This window comes from Enterobacter sp. BIDMC109 (genome assembly GCF_001037885.1).
Classification (GTDB): domain Bacteria; phylum Pseudomonadota; class Gammaproteobacteria; order Enterobacterales; family Enterobacteriaceae; genus Enterobacter; species Enterobacter hormaechei_C.
In genome coordinates, this window is the sequence record NZ_KQ090002.1 from 2001265 (window position 1) to 2018570 (window position 17306).

The 17306-nt window shown below is 54.8% G+C and carries 16 protein-coding genes; 13 read left to right on the forward strand and 3 right to left on the reverse strand.

Features of this window, described 5'->3' with window-relative positions; all coding sequences use genetic code 11:
• Nucleotides 1-2: 2 nt before the first annotated feature.
• The 9 genes from SK62_RS09535 to SK62_RS09575 all read left to right on the forward strand — a co-directional run bounded on the left by SK62_RS09535 (nt 3) and on the right by SK62_RS09575 (nt 9674).
• Nucleotides 3-884 carry a carbohydrate ABC transporter permease gene (locus tag SK62_RS09535; RefSeq protein ID WP_048249497.1) on the forward strand — a complete coding sequence of 294 codons (882 nt, stop codon included), beginning with the start codon at nt 3-5 and terminating at the stop codon, nt 882-884.
• A complete protein-coding gene (locus tag SK62_RS09540; protein ID WP_047719506.1) occupies nt 871-1713 on the forward strand; it encodes a carbohydrate ABC transporter permease in 843 nt (280 codons plus the stop codon). The genes SK62_RS09535 and SK62_RS09540 overlap by 14 nt, the downstream gene beginning before the upstream one ends.
• A gap of 28 nt (nt 1714-1741) precedes the next feature.
• Entirely contained in the window at nt 1742-2794 is a 1053-nt protein-coding gene (locus tag SK62_RS09545) for a zinc-dependent alcohol dehydrogenase (protein WP_047719507.1), read from the forward strand.
• Nucleotides 2795-2811: 17 nt separating this feature from the next.
• Nucleotides 2812-3600 (forward strand): sugar phosphate isomerase/epimerase family protein, encoded by a 789-nt coding sequence (locus SK62_RS09550; protein ID WP_032103388.1) that lies wholly within the window; start codon nt 2812-2814, stop codon nt 3598-3600.
• A gap of 11 nt (nt 3601-3611) precedes the next feature.
• Nucleotides 3612-4670: a Gfo/Idh/MocA family protein gene (locus SK62_RS09555; RefSeq protein WP_026080594.1), complete on the forward strand. Its 1059-nt coding sequence runs from the start codon at nt 3612-3614 to the stop codon at nt 4668-4670.
• Nucleotides 4664-6943, forward strand: a complete 2280-nt coding sequence (locus SK62_RS09560; protein WP_047719508.1) for a glycoside hydrolase family 65 protein — start codon at nt 4664-4666, stop codon at nt 6941-6943. The genes SK62_RS09555 and SK62_RS09560 overlap by 7 nt, the downstream gene beginning before the upstream one ends.
• Nucleotides 6933-7598 carry a beta-phosphoglucomutase gene (pgmB, locus tag SK62_RS09565; RefSeq protein ID WP_047719509.1) on the forward strand — a complete coding sequence of 222 codons (666 nt, stop codon included), beginning with the start codon at nt 6933-6935 and terminating at the stop codon, nt 7596-7598. The genes SK62_RS09560 and pgmB overlap by 11 nt, the downstream gene beginning before the upstream one ends.
• 13 nt (nt 7599-7611) lie before the next feature.
• Complete coding sequence (locus SK62_RS09570; protein ID WP_045329947.1) at nt 7612-8694, forward strand: ABC transporter ATP-binding protein; 1083 nt, start codon at nt 7612-7614, stop codon at nt 8692-8694.
• 65 nt (nt 8695-8759) lie between these two features.
• Nucleotides 8760-9674: an OmpG family monomeric porin gene (locus SK62_RS09575; protein WP_023303821.1), complete on the forward strand. Its 915-nt coding sequence runs from the start codon at nt 8760-8762 to the stop codon at nt 9672-9674.
• 33 nt (nt 9675-9707) lie between these two features.
• Here SK62_RS09575 and SK62_RS09580 read toward each other — a convergent pair whose 3' ends face one another.
• Entirely contained in the window at nt 9708-10718 is a 1011-nt protein-coding gene (locus SK62_RS09580) for a LacI family DNA-binding transcriptional regulator (RefSeq protein WP_023303820.1), read from the reverse strand.
• A 155-nt stretch (nt 10719-10873) separates the two neighbouring features.
• On the opposite strand from SK62_RS09580, the gene SK62_RS09585 reads away from it, so the two are divergent.
• The 3 genes from SK62_RS09585 to tyrR all read left to right on the forward strand — a co-directional run bounded on the left by SK62_RS09585 (nt 10874) and on the right by tyrR (nt 14973).
• Entirely contained in the window at nt 10874-12271 is a 1398-nt protein-coding gene (locus SK62_RS09585) for a YcjX family GTP-binding protein (protein ID WP_047719510.1), read from the forward strand.
• Nucleotides 12268-13320 carry a YcjF family protein gene (locus SK62_RS09590; RefSeq protein ID WP_032669702.1) on the forward strand — a complete coding sequence of 351 codons (1053 nt, stop codon included), beginning with the start codon at nt 12268-12270 and terminating at the stop codon, nt 13318-13320. The genes SK62_RS09585 and SK62_RS09590 overlap by 4 nt, the downstream gene beginning before the upstream one ends.
• Before the next feature lie 111 nt (nt 13321-13431).
• Nucleotides 13432-14973: a transcriptional regulator TyrR gene (gene tyrR / locus SK62_RS09595; RefSeq protein ID WP_047731562.1), complete on the forward strand. Its 1542-nt coding sequence runs from the start codon at nt 13432-13434 to the stop codon at nt 14971-14973.
• A gap of 34 nt (nt 14974-15007) precedes the next feature.
• Here the strand turns inward: tyrR and tpx are convergent, their stop codons facing one another.
• The gene (gene tpx, locus SK62_RS09600; RefSeq protein ID WP_047719512.1) at nt 15008-15514 is read right to left on the reverse strand and encodes a thiol peroxidase; all 507 of its coding nucleotides are present in this window, start codon (nt 15512-15514) and stop codon (nt 15008-15010) included.
• A gap of 106 nt (nt 15515-15620) precedes the next feature.
• Between tpx and ycjG the strand changes: the two genes are divergently transcribed.
• Entirely contained in the window at nt 15621-16586 is a 966-nt protein-coding gene (gene ycjG, locus SK62_RS09605; RefSeq protein WP_047719513.1) for an L-Ala-D/L-Glu epimerase, read from the forward strand.
• Here ycjG and mpaA read toward each other — a convergent pair.
• Nucleotides 16577-17290 carry a murein tripeptide amidase MpaA gene (mpaA, locus tag SK62_RS09610; RefSeq protein WP_023303816.1) on the reverse strand — a complete coding sequence of 238 codons (714 nt, stop codon included), beginning with the start codon at nt 17288-17290 and terminating at the stop codon, nt 16577-16579. The two genes, ycjG and mpaA, sit on opposite strands and share 10 nt — an antisense overlap.
• Nucleotides 17291-17306 lie beyond the last annotated feature (16 nt).

A 17306-nucleotide genomic window follows, 5' to 3' on the forward strand; every position in this document is an offset into this window, starting at 1 on the left:
TTATGAAGACGTTGTTTTCTGGTCGTTCAGATATGCCTTTCGCCATGCTGCTGTTGGCCCCCAGCCTGATTTTGCTGGGGGGCCTGGTGGCCTGGCCAATGATTTCCAACATTGAAATCAGTTTTTTACGTTTACCGCTGAACCCGAGTATTGATGCGGTGTTTGTCGGCCTTGATAACTACATTCGCATTCTGGGCGATGCTGCGTTCTGGCACTCCCTGTGGATGACGTTCTGGTATACGGCGCTGGTCGTGCTCGGCAGCACCGGGCTGGGACTGGCCGTAGCGATCTTCTTTAACCGTGAATTCCGCATGCGGAAAACGGCTCGTTCACTGGTGATCCTGTCCTACGTGACGCCGTCTATTTCACTGGTATTTGCCTGGAAATACATGTTCAACAACGGCTACGGGATTGTGAACTATCTGGGCGTTGATCTGCTGCATCTCTACGATCAGGCGCCGCTGTGGTTCGATAATCCTGGCAGCAGTTTTGTGCTGGTTGTGCTGTTCGCCATCTGGCGTTACTTCCCGTACGCCTTTATCTCGTTCCTCGCGATTTTACAGACCATTGATAAATCATTGTACGAAGCGGCAGAGATGGACGGAGCAAATGCCTGGCAGCGTTTTCGTATCGTGACGTTGCCCGCCATCATGCCGGTGCTGGCCACGGTGGTCACGTTGCGAACCATCTGGATGTTCTACATGTTTGCGGATGTGTATCTGCTCACCACCAAGGTCGACATTCTGGGCGTATATCTCTACAAAACCGCCTTTGCGTTCAATGACCTGGGTAAAGCAGCCGCCATTTCCGTTGTGCTGTTTGTGATCATCTTCGCGGTCATTCTGCTGACCAGAAAAAGGGTAAACCTCAATGGCAACAAATAAACGCGCTCTGGGCCGTATCGGTTTTTATCTGGGACTGGCGCTATTTCTGATTATCACGCTGTTTCCGTTTTTCGTGATGTTGATGACGTCGTTCAAAAGCGCGAAAGAGGCGATCTCGCTGCACCCGACCATTCTGCCGCAGGAGTGGACGCTACAGCACTACATCGACATTTTTAACCCGCTGATTTTCCCGTTTGTGGATTACTTCCGTAACAGCATGGTGGTGTCGCTGACCTCCTCGGTCATTGCGGTGTTTCTCGGCACGCTGGGCGCGTATGCGTTATCCAAACTGCGCTTTAAAGGGCGCACGACGATCAATGCAAGCTTCTACACCGTCTATATGTTCTCCGGGATCCTGCTGGTGGTGCCGCTGTTCAAAATCATCACCGCGCTCGGCATTTATGACACCGAACTGGCGCTGATCATCACCATGGTGACGCAGACGTTGCCTACCGCGGTCTTTATGCTGCGCAGCTATTTCGACACCATCCCGGACGAAATCGAAAAAGCCGCGATGATGGACGGCCTGAACCGCCTGCAAATCATCTTTCGCATCACCGTGCCGCTGGCGATCTCGGGTCTGGTGTCGGTCTTTGTCTACTGCTTCATGGTGGCGTGGAATGACTATCTGTTCGCCTCCATTTTCCTGTCCAGCGCCAGCAACTTCACGTTGCCGGTCGGGCTGAACACGCTCTTCAGTACGCCAGATTACATCTGGGGTCGCATGATGGCTGCATCGCTGGTAACGGCACTTCCGGTCGTCATTATGTATGCCCTGTCTGAACGTTTCATTAAAAGTGGTTTGACCGCCGGCGGCGTGAAGGGCTGAGGCGGCCGATTTTAACAAGGAGTCAGTCATGAAAAAATTAGTTGCAACAGCGCCTCGTGTAGCGGCGCTGGTGGAATACGAAGATCGTCCTGTTGCAGCACACGAGGTGAAGATTCGTGCCCGTTATGGCGCCCCGAAACACGGCACCGAAGTCGTGGATTTCCGCGCGGCAAGCCCGTTCATCGATGAAGAGTTCAACGCTGAGTGGCAAATGTTTACCCCGCGTGAAGAAAGTGCAGCGCGCGGCATCGAATTTGGAAAATTCCAGCTGGGGAACATGATCGTCGGCGACATCATCGAATGTGGTGCGGACGTGACGGAATACCACATCGGCGACAGCGTCTGCTGCTACGGCCCGTTGCAGGAAACGGTCATCGTTAACGCGGTGAACAACTATAAGCTGCGCAAAATGCCGCAGGGCGCATCCTGGAAAAACGCCGTTTGTTACGATCCGGCGCAATTCGCCATGAGCGGCGTGCGTGATGCTAACGTCCGCGTAGGGGATTTCGTCGTGGTTGTGGGGCTGGGCGCGATTGGTCAGATTGCGATTCAGCTGGCGAAAAAAGCCGGCGCGTCAGTGGTTATTGGTGTCGATCCTATCGAACATCGCTGTGAGATCGCCCGCCGTCACGGTGCAGACCACTGCCTGAACCCAATCGGTACCGATGTCGGTCTGGAAATTAAGAAACTGACCGGTAAGCAGGGCGCAGATGTGATCATCGAAACCAGCGGATTCGCAGATGCGCTGCAATCTGCGCTGCGCGGTCTCGCCTACGGCGGCACCATCTCCTATGTGGCTTTCGCCAAGCCGTTCGCGGCGGGCTTCAACCTTGGTCGCGAAGCACACTTCAATAACGCCAAAATTGTCTTCTCCCGCGCATGCAGTGAACCCAACCCGGATTATCCGCGCTGGAGCCGCAAGCGTATTGAAGAGACCTGCTGGGAATTGCTGATGAACGGTTATCTCAGTTGCGAAGATCTGATCGACCCGGTCGTCACCTTCACCACCAGCCCGGAAAGCTATATGAAGTATGTCGATCAGCACCCGGAACTCAGTATCAAAATGGGCGTCACTTTTTAAGCTAAGGACAGCAAATCATGAATATCGCAACACAAAACCAGGCCTTTTTCCCGACCGCTATCATGGAAAAATTCGAATACATCAAAGCGATGGGATTTGATGGCTACGAAATCGATGGCCGACTGCTGGTGGAAAACCTCGACGAAGTAAAAGCGGCTATCAAAGCCACCGGCCTGCCAGTCACGACGGCCTGTGGCGGTTACGATGGCTGGATCGGGGATTTCATCGAAGAACGCCGCCTGAACGGTCTACAGCAGATTGAACGCATCCTGGAAGCGCTGGCAGAAGTGGGCGGTAAGGGGATTATCGTCCCGGCTGCCTGGGGGATGTTTACCTTCCGTCTGCCGCCAATGACTTCGCCACGTAGTCTGGACGGCGATCGCAAAGCGGTCAGCGCTTCTCTGCGCTGGCTGGATGAGGTTGCAGCGCGCACCGGTACTACCGTCTACCTGGAGCCGCTGAACCGCTATCAGGATCATATGATCAACACTCTGGCCGACGCGCGTCGTTATATCGAAGAGAATGGCCTGAAGCACGTGCAGATCATCGGTGATTTCTACCACATGAATATTGAAGAAGACTCCCTGACGGAAGCGCTGCATCAGAACCGCGACCTGCTGGGTCATGTGCACATTGCTGATAACCACCGCTATCAGCCGGGCAGCGGCAGCCTCGATTTCGCCAGCCTGTTCGATCAGCTGCGTGCCGATAACTATCAGGGTTACGTCGTGTACGAGTGCCGGGTGCGTGCCGACGATCCGGCTCAGGCCTATAAGGACTCTCTCACTTACTTGCGTGAATGCTAAGGATGACTAGCGTGATGAGTGCTTCTACACCTTTGCCTCTGCGCGTCGCCATCATTGGCGCCGGGCAGGTTGCGGACAAAGTGCATGCCTCGTATTACGCCACGCGCAGTGATGTTCAAATGGTGGCTGTCATGGACAGCCGCCTTGAGCAGGCACAGGCGTTCGCGGAACGTTATGCTATTCCATCGGCATGGCAGGACGCTCACGAGATGTTGCAGGAAGTAAAACCGGATGTGGTGAGCGTCTGTTCGCCTAACCGGTTCCATTTTGAACATGTGATGGCGGCTCTCGAAGCAGGCTGTCATGTGATGTGTGAAAAGCCGCCGGCGATGACGCCGCACCAGGCGGATGAGATGCGTCTCGCGGCGCGCAAGGCTGGAAAAGTCCTCGCGTACGATTTTCACCATCGCTTTGCCCTGGATACCCAGCTCCTGCGCGATGCGGTTATGAACGGAACGCTCGGTGAAATTTACTTCACCTCCGCGCAGGCGCTGCGTCGTTGCGGTGTGCCGGGGTGGGGCGTGTTCACCAATAAATCGCTTCAGGGCGGCGGGCCGCTGATCGATATCGGCATTCATATGCTGGATGCCGCGATGTATGTGCTGGGCTTCCCGGCCGTGAAGCGGGTAACCGCGCACAGCTTCCAGAGACTGGGGAACCGGAAACACACCGGCCAGTTTGGCGAATGGGATCCTGCGCAGTTTACCGTGGAAGATGCCCTGTTTGGCACGATTGAGTTCTGCAACGGTGGCATTCTGCGTCTGGACACCTCTTTTGCGCTTAATATCTGCGAGCAGTCGATCATGAACGTCTCTTTCTGCGGTGAGAAGGCGGGTGCAACGCTGTTCCCGGCACACATTTATAACGACGAAGCCGGTGTTTTGCAGACGCTGACCCAGCGTGAAGAAGCTGACGATCGGAGACATCTGCGCAGTATGGACGCGTTTGTTCGCCACGTAATGGGCGAGCCGGTCATGATTGCCGATGCGGAGCAGGGGCTGGTGATCCAGCAATTAGTCGCGGCGTTATATGAAGCCGCGGAAACAGGGGAAAGCGTGACGTTATGCTGAACCAGTCTGTATTAACCGATCCGGGCTTTTGCCCGCATAGCCTGAATAAGTACGCGTCCATTATGGCCTGCGGCAATGGCTACATGGGCATGCGCGCCACGCATGAAGAAGATTACACCCAGCAGACCAGAGGCATGTACCTTGCGGGGCTGTATCATCGCGCGGGACGCAACGAAACCACTGAGCTGATCAATCTGCCGGATGTCACCGGGATTGATATTGAGCTGGACGGCGTCAATTTCACGCTCCTTTCAGGCGAAATTCTTGAGTGGCAACGCGAGCTGGCCTTTGCTAACGGCGAACTGCATCGTAACGTTGTCTGGCGTTCGCCGGACGGAAAACGCTATCACCTCGAGAGCCGTCGTTTTGTTTCGCTGGACCAGTTGCCCTTAGTGGCTATGCAGCTCTCGATCACACCGCTTGATGGCGCCGCTCAGGTCGTGCTGAAAACCGGCATAGATGCGACACAAACAAACAGCGGCAGGCAGCATCTGGATGAAATCTCGGTAAGGGTCTTTGACCAGCACTACATGCAGGGTGTGTATGAAACGCAGGACCGGGCGTCTGAAGTTGTTGTTTCGGCGTTTTGTCAGCTCTCCGCTAAGAGCGATAGCTGTTTCACTGCCAAAAATCGTCGCCTCAGCGTTCATCATTCTCTGACTATCTTGCAAGGTGACACTGTCACGCTTGAAAAAATCGTCTGGCTGACGCATCGCTGCGATAAATCGCTCTCGCAGGAGTCTTTCGCCCGCAACGCGCTGGCCGATCTCAAAGTCTGCGCGGCAAGAGGCTACGATGCGTTGCTTGAAAGCTCAGCGTACGCCTGGGAAGCGGTCTGGCGTGATGCTCGGGTGGAAGTGACGTGTGCAGAACAGCAGGATCAGCTGGCGCTGGATTACGCCGTCTGGCATCTGACGACAATGACGCCTGCTCATGATGAGCGAAGCAGTATTGCGGCGAAAGGGCTGACGGGTGAGGGGTATAAGGGACACGTCTTCTGGGATACCGAAATTTTCCTGCTGCCGTTCCATCTGTTTACCCGTCCACAGATTGCCCGCAGTCTGCTGCGCTATCGCTGGCTCAATCTTTCGGGCGCGCGTGAAAAAGCACGCCGTAACGGTTGGCCGGGCGCGTTGTTCCCGTGGGAAAGCGCCGCCAGCGGACAGGAAGAGACGCCAGAATTCGCGGCCATTAACATCCGCACCGGGGTTCGCCAGAAGATCGCCTCCGCACTCGCTGAACACCACATCGTGGCAGATATTGCCTGGGCCGTTGTCGCTTACTGGCAGGCAACACACGACGATGCCTTTATGCGCAATGAGGGCCTGACGCTGCTGATGGAAACCGCTTCGTTCTGGATGGGACGCGCGACGGAAATTAATGGTCGTCTTGAGATCCATGACGTGATCGGACCGGATGAATACACCGAGCATGTCAACAACAACGCCTACACCAACTATCTGGCCTGGCACAACGTTGCCTGCGCGCGTCAGTTTATGGCGATGTTTGGGCGTGAAGATGCGCGTTTTACGGAGAATGCCGGGACGTTTCTGGCGCGCCTGTGGCTGCCAGAGGCCGACGCAGAGGGTGTGATCCCGCAGGATGATACCTTCATGGCAAAACCTGCCATCGATCTGAGCCGCTATAAAGCCAAAGCGGGTAAGCAAACCATTCTGCTTGATTACTCTCGCGCGGAAGTGAACGAGATGCAGATCCTGAAGCAGGCCGACGTGGTGATGCTTAACTACCTGCTGCCGGAACGGTTTACGCCGCAGCAATGTGCCGCCAATCTGGCGTTCTACGAGCCACGCACGATCCATGATTCATCCCTGAGTAAAGCCATTCACGGCATTGTGCTCGCACGCTGCGGTGACACTGACGGGGCGTATGCCTTCTGGCGCGATGGTATCGCCATTGACCTGGGAGACGACCCGCACAGCAGTGATGATGGTATTCATGCCGCCGCCACCGGTGCGATCTGGTTGGGCGCCATTCAGGGATTTGCTGGCCTGCACATTAGCGAAGGGGAGCTGCATCTTGCGCCGAAGCTGCCTGCTCACTGGCAGAAACTCGCCTTCCCGCTGCGGTGGCGGAACGCAACGATGCACATTACCTGTGAAGATGACCAGTTAACCATTGAAACTACCGCACCTGTCACGTTGACGCTGTGGGGTAAAGCGCTGCACGTATCAGGGCGAAAGGTCTGTGCGCGTAAGGACTTTCTTGCATCTGTTAATGGGACCGCTACCACGGAGGGGCGCCATGACGCTTAACGCTGTTGTATTCGATCTGGACGGGGTGATCACCGATACCGCGCATCTTCACTTTCTGGCCTGGCGCGCCGTGGCGGAGGAGATTGGTATCACCTTCGACGAAGTATTTAACGAACAGCTGAAGGGAATAAGCCGTATGGACTCCCTACAGCGCATTCTGATACATGGCGGGAAAGAGGGGATGTTCAGTGACGAGCAGCGCCTGGCGCTGGCGACGAAAAAAAACGCGCTTTACGTCCAGTCGCTGGCATCACTGACGCAGGATTCGCTGCTGCCGGGTATTCGCGACGTGCTGGCGGATATTCGCGCCGCGAAGGTCAAAATTGGCCTGGCATCCGTATCGCTTAATGCTCCTGGGATTTTGCACGCGTTGGGTATTCATCAGGCTTTCGATTTTTGCGCCGATGCTTCGCGCATTTGCCGCTCAAAGCCGGACCCGGAAATCTTCCTTGCGGCCTGTAAAGGACTGAACGTGCGTCCTGAAGAGGCCATTGGTATCGAAGATGCCGCCGCAGGAGTAGATGCGATTAACGCCGCAGGAATGCTGTCGGTCGGGATTGGGCCTGGCCTGAACCATGCGGGATTACAACTTCATTCAACGCAGGAACTGACCTGGGAACACCTGACGGCGTTCTGGGCATCCCGGGCGTATTGATAAGGAATTAATAATGGCTCAACTGTCTCTGAAACACATTCAGAAAATCTATGATAACCAAGTCCACGTGGTGAAGGATTTCAACCTCGAAATTGAAGACAAAGAATTTATTGTCTTCGTCGGTCCATCGGGCTGTGGGAAATCCACGACGCTGCGAATGATTGCCGGCCTTGAGGAGATCAGCGCGGGTGAACTGATTATTGACGGGGTTTGCATGAATGATGTTCCCGCAAAGTCCCGTGATATCGCGATGGTCTTCCAGAACTATGCGCTCTATCCGCATATGACGGTCTACGACAACATGGCGTTTGGCCTGAAAATGCAAAAAATTGCGCCCTCCGTCATTGAAGAACGCGTTAGCTGGGCGGCACAGATCCTGGGCTTGCGCGACTATCTCCAGCGTAAACCTGGCGCGTTGTCCGGCGGTCAGCGCCAGCGCGTGGCGTTAGGCAGGGCGATAGTGCGCGAAGCGGGGGTCTTCCTGATGGATGAGCCTTTATCCAACCTCGATGCCAAACTTCGTGTGCAGATGCGCGCTGAAATCAGCAAGCTGCACCAGAAGCTTAACACCACCATGATTTACGTGACGCACGATCAGACGGAAGCCATGACGATGGCGACCCGCATCGTGATTTTAAAGGACGGCATCATTCAGCAGGTGGGCGCGCCGAAGCAGGTCTACAACGAGCCGGCGAATATGTTCGTTGCAGGGTTTATTGGTTCGCCTGCGATGAACTTCATTCGTGGCGCGATCGACGACCGCTACTTTGTGACGGAAACGCTGCGCCTGGAGATCCCGGAGGACAAGCTGGCCGTACTGAATGCGCAAGGTTACCAGCGTAAAGCGGTTGTCTTTGGGATCCGTCCGGAAGACATTCTCACCGCACAGCGAAGCGGTGAAAACATCACGGCGAAGATCAGCGTTGCTGAGCTGACCGGGGCTGAATTTATGCTTTATGCCACCGTGGGTGGGCATGAACTGGTTGTCCGTGCGGGAGCGGCGGATGATTATGTTGCCGGAGAGAATATCGGCATCCAGTTCGATATGAATAAGTGCCATTTCTTCGACGCTGATACTGAAACAGCTATTAGATAAGAAAGGTGTTCGCCGGAAATGAAAGTTTCCGGTTTTTTGTGTGTTAATTATAAAGGAATATTTTAATGAGTACTCTACTAAGAAGTGCTGCGCTCGTTCTGTGCGCAGGGGTGAGCTGCGCGCAAGCAACAGAATCAGCCAAACAGTGGGAATTTAATATTGGCGCCATGTATGAAATTGAAAACGTCGAAGGTCAGGCTGACGATAAAGATGGATTATATGAACCCTCCGTGTGGTTTAATGCCACATGGGATGCCTGGACCATTTCGCTGGCTATGTATCAGGAAGGGCCGGTCGATTACAGTAGCATGACGCGCGGCACCTATTTCGATCGTCCTGAAGTAGAATTACGCTATCGTTTTATCGGCACCGATGATTTTACGTTCGGCCTGACCGGTGGCTTCCGTAATTATGGCTATCACTTTAAGGATGAGCATGGTGCTAAAGACGGTAGTGCTAATATGCAGCGCTATAAAGTTCAGCCTGACTGGGATATTAAACTAACCGACGACTGGCGTTTTGGCGGCTGGTTTGCCATGTATCAGTTTGCCAACGATCTGGAAAAAACCGGCTATTCTGACAGCCGCGTCGAGACCGAAACCGGTTTTACCTGGACAATTAACGAAACGGTCTCGGCAAAAGTTAATTACTATTTAGAGCGCGGTTTTAATATGGACGGCTCACGAAATAACGGTGAATTCTCCACTCAGGAAATTCGCGCCTATCTGCCGATTTCATTGGGTCAGACGACGCTAACGCCTTATACCCGTCTGGGACTCGATCGCTGGTCAAACTGGGACTGGCAAGACGATCCTGAGCGTGAAGGACATGATTTCAACCGTTTGGGTATGCTGTACGCCTATGATTTTAACAATGGTTTATCCATGACGCTGGAATATGCCTACGAATGGGAAAACCATGACGAAGGGGAAAGTGACCGCTTCCACTATGCCGGTATCGGCGTGAATTACGCGTTTTGATAACACTTCACCAGGGGCGTTTGCCCCTGGTTTTTAGCGTAATGAAGCCGCATCTGAAAAATGCGTTTCAACCAATATCTTATGCGGGGCAGGTTTACCCGCTATGCACCTGAACAACACATCGCAGCTCTCTTCGCCCAGCTTTCTGGTGGGGATATCAAAGCCGCCAGGCGCAGGGGTTAAAATGAGAGATAGCATTGGGTCGCTGTATCCTGCCATTGCGACCTGTTCCGGGATCGTCAGGTTTAGCGCATCCGCGGCACGATAAAGACTCAGCAATTTCATACTGTCTGTCGCAAAAACCGCATCGGGCGGGTTGTCTGAAGAGAGTAGCTGACAGGCCGCCTGAAGCGCGCTTTCATGGGTGTATCCGCCATCAATAACCCAGTCCGGGTTAATTGCAATACCCTGCTTCTCAAGGCTCGATTTATAGCCCGCCAGGCGATCGATAGAAACGTGATAATCGAGCGGGGCATGCAGGCAGGCAATTTTAGTGCGACCATGATTGATAAATGAGTCGGTTAATATGGCGCTGTCACGGAAATTATCCGTGTCGACAGAATAGATATTCTGGTAATTACCTTCCACTTTACCAATAACAACCACGGGCACGCCATATTCGTCCAGCGTCGCGAAAAAAGACTCGTTCGCCGGCGAGCTTAGCATGATGATCCCCTTGATCATCTTCTGCTTTATTTTACCCACGCATTTTTGCAGATCATCTTCGCTGCTTTTGGACGTTTGTAAAATAACATCAAAACCTTCTTCTTCTGCTTTTGCCGTTATGGCATGCAGTACATCAGAGAAAAACGGATTTCCTGCGGTGGTTTTGGTTGAACGGGTCGAAATAACCATAATGGCGTCGAAGCCAGAAGAGGTGAGTGCGCGGGCAAGTTTATTCGGTTGATAATTTAATTCTTCTATCGCCTTCAACACCTTTTCGCGCGCTTCAGGAGAAATATTCGTTTGTTTATTCAGAACGCGCGACACGGTTGATTTCGAAACGCCAGCAACGCGGGCAATATCATAGATGGTGGGTGACATACACCTTACTCACTCCAGACGGACAGCAATTGCGCCCATCTTACTGGAGAGAAAACGGCAATAGCAATAATTAAGAATTGATAATCAACGATCTGCCCCAATTTACTGTATTCTGAAGTGACTTTTTTCAGGGTTCCAGGCAATGAAGGACTGCGATGAAGCGACTTAAAAACGAATTCAATTCTCTGGTGAACCGTGGCGTTGATCGCCATCTGCGTCTTGCCGTGACGGGGCTGAGCCGCAGCGGTAAGACAGCATTCATTACGGCGATGGTCAATCAGCTGTTGAACCTGCATGCAGGGGCGCGCCTGCCACTGCTTAGCGCGGTGCGCGAGGAGCGGTTGCTGGGGGTAAAACGCGTACCGCAACGTGATTTTGGCATCCCCCGTTTCACCTATGATGAAGGTCTGGCGCAGTTATACGGGGAGCCTCCCGCCTGGCCCACCCCGACGCGTGGCGTGAGCGAAATCCGGCTTGCGCTTCGTTTCCGCTCGAATGAATCCCTGATGCGTCACTTCAAAGAAACGTCCACGCTCTATCTCGAAATTGTGGATTATCCGGGCGAATGGTTGCTCGATTTACCGATGCTGGCGCAGGATTACCTGAGCTGGTCCCGACAGATGACCGGTCTGTTGCAGGGGCAGCGGGCAGCGTGGTCGACCAAATGGCGCCAGCTTTGCGAAGGGCTGGACCCGCTGGCACCGGCGGATGAAAACCGTCTGGCCGTCATAGCTGAAGCCTGGACGGATTACCTGCATCAATGCAAGCAGGAGGGGTTGCATTTTATTCAGCCGGGCCGTTTTGTTCTGCCGGGCGATTTAGCCGGCGCTCCCGCGCTTCAGTTTTTCCCGTGGCCGGACGTTGACAGCATCGGCGAATCGAAACTGGCGCAGGCGGACAAGACCACCAACGCCGGTATGCTCCGCGAGCGATACAATTATTACTGTGAAAAGGTGGTTAAGGGCTTTTATAAAAATCACTTTTTACGCTTTGACCGCCAGATCGTGCTGGTGGACTGCCTGCAACCGCTTAACAGCGGGCCGCAGGCGTTTAATGATATGCGGCTGGCGCTTACGCAGCTGATGCAAAGCTTTCATTATGGCCAGCGTACGCTGTTTCGCCGTTTGTTCTCGCCGGTCATCGACAAGCTGCTGTTTGCCGCCACAAAAGCTGACCATGTGACGGTCGATCAGCACGCCAACATGGTATCCCTGCTGCAACAGCTGGTGCAGGATGCCTGGCAGAATGCGGCCTTCGAAGGGATCAGCATGGACTGTCTGGGGCTGGCGTCCGTACAGGCAACGCAGAGTGGGTTGATTGACCTGAATGGCGAGAAAATTCCGGCCCTGCGGGGCAACCGTCTCAGCGACGGGGAGCCGCTCACGGTCTATCCGGGGGAAGTTCCGGCGCGTCTGCCGGGCCAGGCTTTCTGGCAAAGCCAGGGTTTTCAGTTCGAAGCCTTCCGTCCGCAGAGCATGAACGTTGACCAGCCATTGCCGCATATCCGTCTGGATGCCGCGCTGGAGTTTTTAATTGGAGATAAATTGCGATGACGGAACCGTTAAAACCACGCATTGATTTTACCGGCCAGCTTGAGCAGTCCCCGCATGAGGCGTTTAAAACGGCGCAAACCTTCAGCGGGCCGCAGGCCGACAACTTTGCTCCCGTGCTGGCAGACGAACCGATGGTTGAAGAGGGGCAGGCGGAAGCGGTTGTTGATGCGGCACTGCGCCCGAAACGCAGCCTGTGGCGCAAGATGGTGACCGCCGGGTTAGCCCTTTTTGGTGTGAGCGTAATCGGTCAGGGCGTGCAGTGGGGCGTCAATGCCTGGCAAACGCAGGACTGGGTGGCGCTGGGGGGATGCGCCGCCGGGGCGTTGATTGTTGGTGCGGGCGTTGGCTCAGTCGTCACCGAGTGGCGTCGCCTATGGCGTTTGCGTCAGCGTGCCCACGAACGCGATGAAGCGCGGGATCTGCTGCACAGTCACGGCACAGGAAAAGGGCGTGCTTTTTGTGAAAAGCTTGCGGCTCAGGCCGGGATTGATCACTCTCACCCGGCGCTTCAGCGCTGGTATGCGGCGATCCACGAAACCCAGAATGACCAGGAAGTGGTCACGCTCTATGCCCACATTGTTCAGCCGGTGCTGGATGCGCAGGCTCGTCGTGAGATCAGCCGCTCGGCGGCGGAATCTACCCTGATGATCGCCGTCAGTCCGCTGGCGATGGTGGACATGGCCTTTATCGCCTGGCGCAACCTGCGCCTGATCAACCGCATCGCCAGACTGTATGGCATTGAGCTTGGCTATTACAGTCGGCTGCGCCTGTTCAAACTGGTATTGCTGAATATCGCCTTCGCCGGGGCAAGCGAACTGGTACGGGAGGTCGGGATGGACTGGATGTCGCAGGATCTTGCGGCCCGTCTCTCTGCCCGGGCGGCGCAGGGGATTGGTGCCGGTCTGCTGACGGCACGCCTGGGCATCAAAGCGATGGAAGTTTGTCGTCCACTCCCCTGGATCGATGGCGATAAGCCGCGGCTGGGGGATTTCCGTCGCGAATTGATTGGCCAGCTTAAAGAGACGCTCAATAAAAAACCTGCTCAGTGAGGTTTTGTTTACTAATCGTGCGGGCTGTCAATATTTGTTGACAGCCACCTTCCCGAATACCGTTATCTGACATATCATTTTATTGTTATTGGCTTAAACGGTGAATTTCCCATGCGTCTGGAAGTCTTTTGTGAGGACCGTCTCGGTCTGACCCGCGAGTTACTCGATCTTCTTGTTTTACGTAGCATTGATTTACGTGGCATAGAGATCGACCCTGTCGGGCGAATTTACCTCAATTTTGCCGAAATTGAATTTAATACCTTCAGTAGCCTGATGGCGGAAATCCGCCGTATCGCTGGCGTTACGGATGTACGCACCATCCCCTGGATGCCGTCCGAGCGGGAACATCTTGCGCTGAGCGCGCTGCTGGAAGCAATGCCGGAGCCGTTTCTCTCTCTCGATCTGAAAAATAAAGTCGAGCGCGTTAACCAGGCCAGCTGCCAGCTGTTTGCGCAGACTCAGGAAAAACTTATCGGGCACCACGCCACGCAACTGATTACCGGTTTTAATTTCCAGCGCTGGCTGGACAGCAACCCGCAAAATACCCATAGCGAGCATGTCGTTATCAACGGACAGAATTTCCTGATGGAGATCACGCCGGTCTACCTGAAAGGGGAAAATGCCGCGCGGGTGCTCACCGGCGCGGTGATCATGCTGCGCTCCACGGTGCGCATGGGACGCCAGTTACAGAATCTTTCCAGCCAGGACGTCGGCGCATTCAGCCAGATTATTGCGGTGAGCCCGAAGATGCGTCATGTAATCGACCAGGCGCGCAAGCTGGCAAATCTTACGGCGCCGCTGCTGATTACCGGGGATACCGGTACGGGGAAAGATCTGCTGGCGCATGCTGTGCACATGGCCAGCCCGCGTGCGGCAAAACCGTATCTGGCGCTGAACTGCGCGTCTATTCCTGAAGATGCGGTGGAAAGTGAACTGTTCGGGCATGCGCCGGAAGGCAAAAAAGGCTTCTTTGAACAGGCGAATGGCGGCTCGGTGCTGCTGGACGAGATTGGCGAAATGTCGCCACGCATGCAGGCGAAACTGCTGCGTTTTCTCAATGACGGCACGTTCCGCCGTGTGGGGGAAGATCATGAAGTACACGTGGATGTGCGCGTCATCTGCGCCACCCAGAAAAACCTGGTGGAGCTGGTGCAGAAAGGGGTATTCCGCGAAGATCTCTACTATCGTCTCAACGTTCTGACGCTCAATATTCCGCCGCTGCGCGATTGTCCGCAGGACATCATGCCGTTGACAGAACTGTTCGTGGCCCGTTTTGCCGACGAGCAGGGCGTGCCGCGTCCGAAGCTCTCTGCCGACCTGGGCACCGTGCTGACGCGTTACGGCTGGCCGGGCAATATTCGTCAGCTTAAAAATGCGGTCTATCGCGCATTAACTCAGCATGAAGGGTATGAACTGCGTCCTCAGGATATTCTGTTGCCGGATTACGATGCCGGGACGGTCTCGGTAGGGGAAGAGGCAATGGAAGGCTCGCTGGATGACATCACCAGCCGTTTCGAGCGTTCGGTGTTAACGCAGCTTTATCGCAGCTATCCGAGCACGCGCAAGCTGGCTAAACGTCTTGGAGTGTCTCATACCGCGATTGCGAATAAGCTGCGCGAGTATGGGTTAAATCAGAAGAAGGGTGACGAATAAATAAAAAAGCCTCTTTGCAGAGGCTTTTTTACGTTTAGGCTTTAAGCGCCTCAAGTGCAGCGGTGTAATCCGGTTCAGTAGTGATTTCGTTAACCAGCTCACTGAAAACAACGTTGTCGTTTTCGTCGATCACCAGCACCGCACGAGCAGCCAGACCTTTCAGCGCGCCTTCGGAAATGGCAACACCGTATTTTTCCAGGAAATCCGGGCTGCGCAGAGTGGAAAGGGTGATGACATTGCTCAGGCCTTCAGCGCCGCAGAAGCGGGACTGGGCAAACGGCAGGTCAGCAGAAATGCACAGCACTACGGTGTTGTCCATTTCGGTCGCCAGCTGGTTGAATTTACGCACTGATGCAGCACAAACGCCAGTATCGATGCTTGGGAAAATGTTCAGGACTTTACGTTTGCCAGCAAACTGGCTCAGCGTGACGTCAGACAGATCTTTAGCCACCAGAGTAAAAGTCTGTGCTTTGCTGCCAGACTGTGGGATGGAACCTGCAACAGCAACCGGGTTGCCCTGGAAATGAACGAGTTGTGACATAGATATCTTCCTGTTTACAAATAGTTAACGTCGTGGCTAGTGTATGTCATCCGCAGTTAGCACGGCAAACCAATTTTCTGCCTTTCCGGCCTGCAAGGAGTCAGTGATGAGAAGCGTTAAGGTCTATGAAGAAGCCTGGCCATTGCACACCCCGTTTGTGATCTCGCGCGGCAGCCGTAATGAGGTCTGTGTGGTCGTGGTTGAATGTGAAGAGGACGGCGTAAAAGGCGTGGGGGAATGTACCCCTTATCCTCGCTACGGAGAAAGCCTGGCGTCAGTCATGGCGCAAATTATGACGGTGGTGCCCGAGTTGCAGGCGGGTCTGACGCGCGAGGCTCTTCAGCTTCGGTTGCCGGCCGGCGCGGCACGCAACGCGATTGACTGCGCACTCTGGAGTCTGGAAGCGGCGAAACAACAAAAACCGCTGCCTGCGCTGCTGGACGTTACGCTGCCGCAATCGATCGTCACCGCGCAAACGGTGGTCATCGGTGAACCAGAGCAAATGGCCGCCAGCGCTCAGGCGTTGTATGCCACCGGTGCAACATTATTAAAGGTGAAGCTCGACGATCGTCTGATTAGCGAACGCATGGTCGCCATTCGTGCGGCGGTGCCTGATGCCACTCTTATCGTCGATGCGAACGAATCATGGCATAGCGAAGGGCTGGCAGCCCGTTGTCAGCTGCTTGCCGATCTGGGCGTCGCCATGCTGGAGCAACCCCTCCCGGCAGAAGACGATGCCGCCCTGGCGAATTTTATTCATCCGCTTCCCGTCTGTGCAGATGAAAGCTGTCATACCCTTGAGAGCCTGTCAGCTCTCAAGGGACGCTACGAAATGGTGAACATTAAGCTGGATAAAACAGGTGGATTAACCGAAGCCCTGGCACTGGCACAAGATGCCCAGGCGCAAGGCTTTGTTCTGATGCTGGGCTGCATGTTGTGCACGTCAAGAGCGATCGGCGCTGCGCTCCCGCTGGTGAACAGCGTGCGTTTTGCCGATCTTGACGGCCCAACCTGGCTGGCGGTTGACGTATCACCCGCCCTGAATTTTACCTCCGGTGTACTTCATCTTTGAGGCTGCCAGCGCAGGAGATCTGTCATCGCCCGCAGGTATTTTTCGCTCGCTTCATCCGAGGAGATGGGCGGAAACTCAGCGGTGATACAGTGAAGGCTGAGGTCCGCGCACCAGCTGCCAAACGACCCGGGTGTTTCATAGCCAACGCTGCTCACCAGAGGTAGAGCAAACGCATCCGCCAGCCACTGTCCGAGCGCCGTATGACGAGGATCTTCAATACAGGCGAGGGGATCGTGGAAAGAGATAACCCAGGCCGGGTGGATCTTATGAATAAGCTGGCACAATGCCTGAGTCTCCGGTTCGGAACCGGGTTTGTCTCCCGTGAGCAGGACAACATCTCGCTCCTGCGCCGAACTGTTCCAGCGATACACCGTTTCACCGGCGCGCCAGTTTGCCGCCGGGAAGTTCCTGTTCAGGTCAACGCCGCGTGCATTCGCCCGTAATCCAAGCTGACAACCGTCCGGATTGACGGTCAAAATCACATGATGACGTCGTAAATCGGGGGCCAGCGTACGTAGCGCGCACGAGAGCGTCACGACAGACGAGTTTTCATCGCCATGCGTGCCCGCAATGATTAAGCCGCTATTGCGATCGGCCTCGGGTGCCGGAAACCAGATCAGCGGCGCGCCTAAAAACGAGCGTCCATAATGTTCAGTCCCGGGCGGGAAGGCGCCGCGTTCCGTTCTTGGTCGGGTAGTTGCCATAGTAAACCCTGATCAT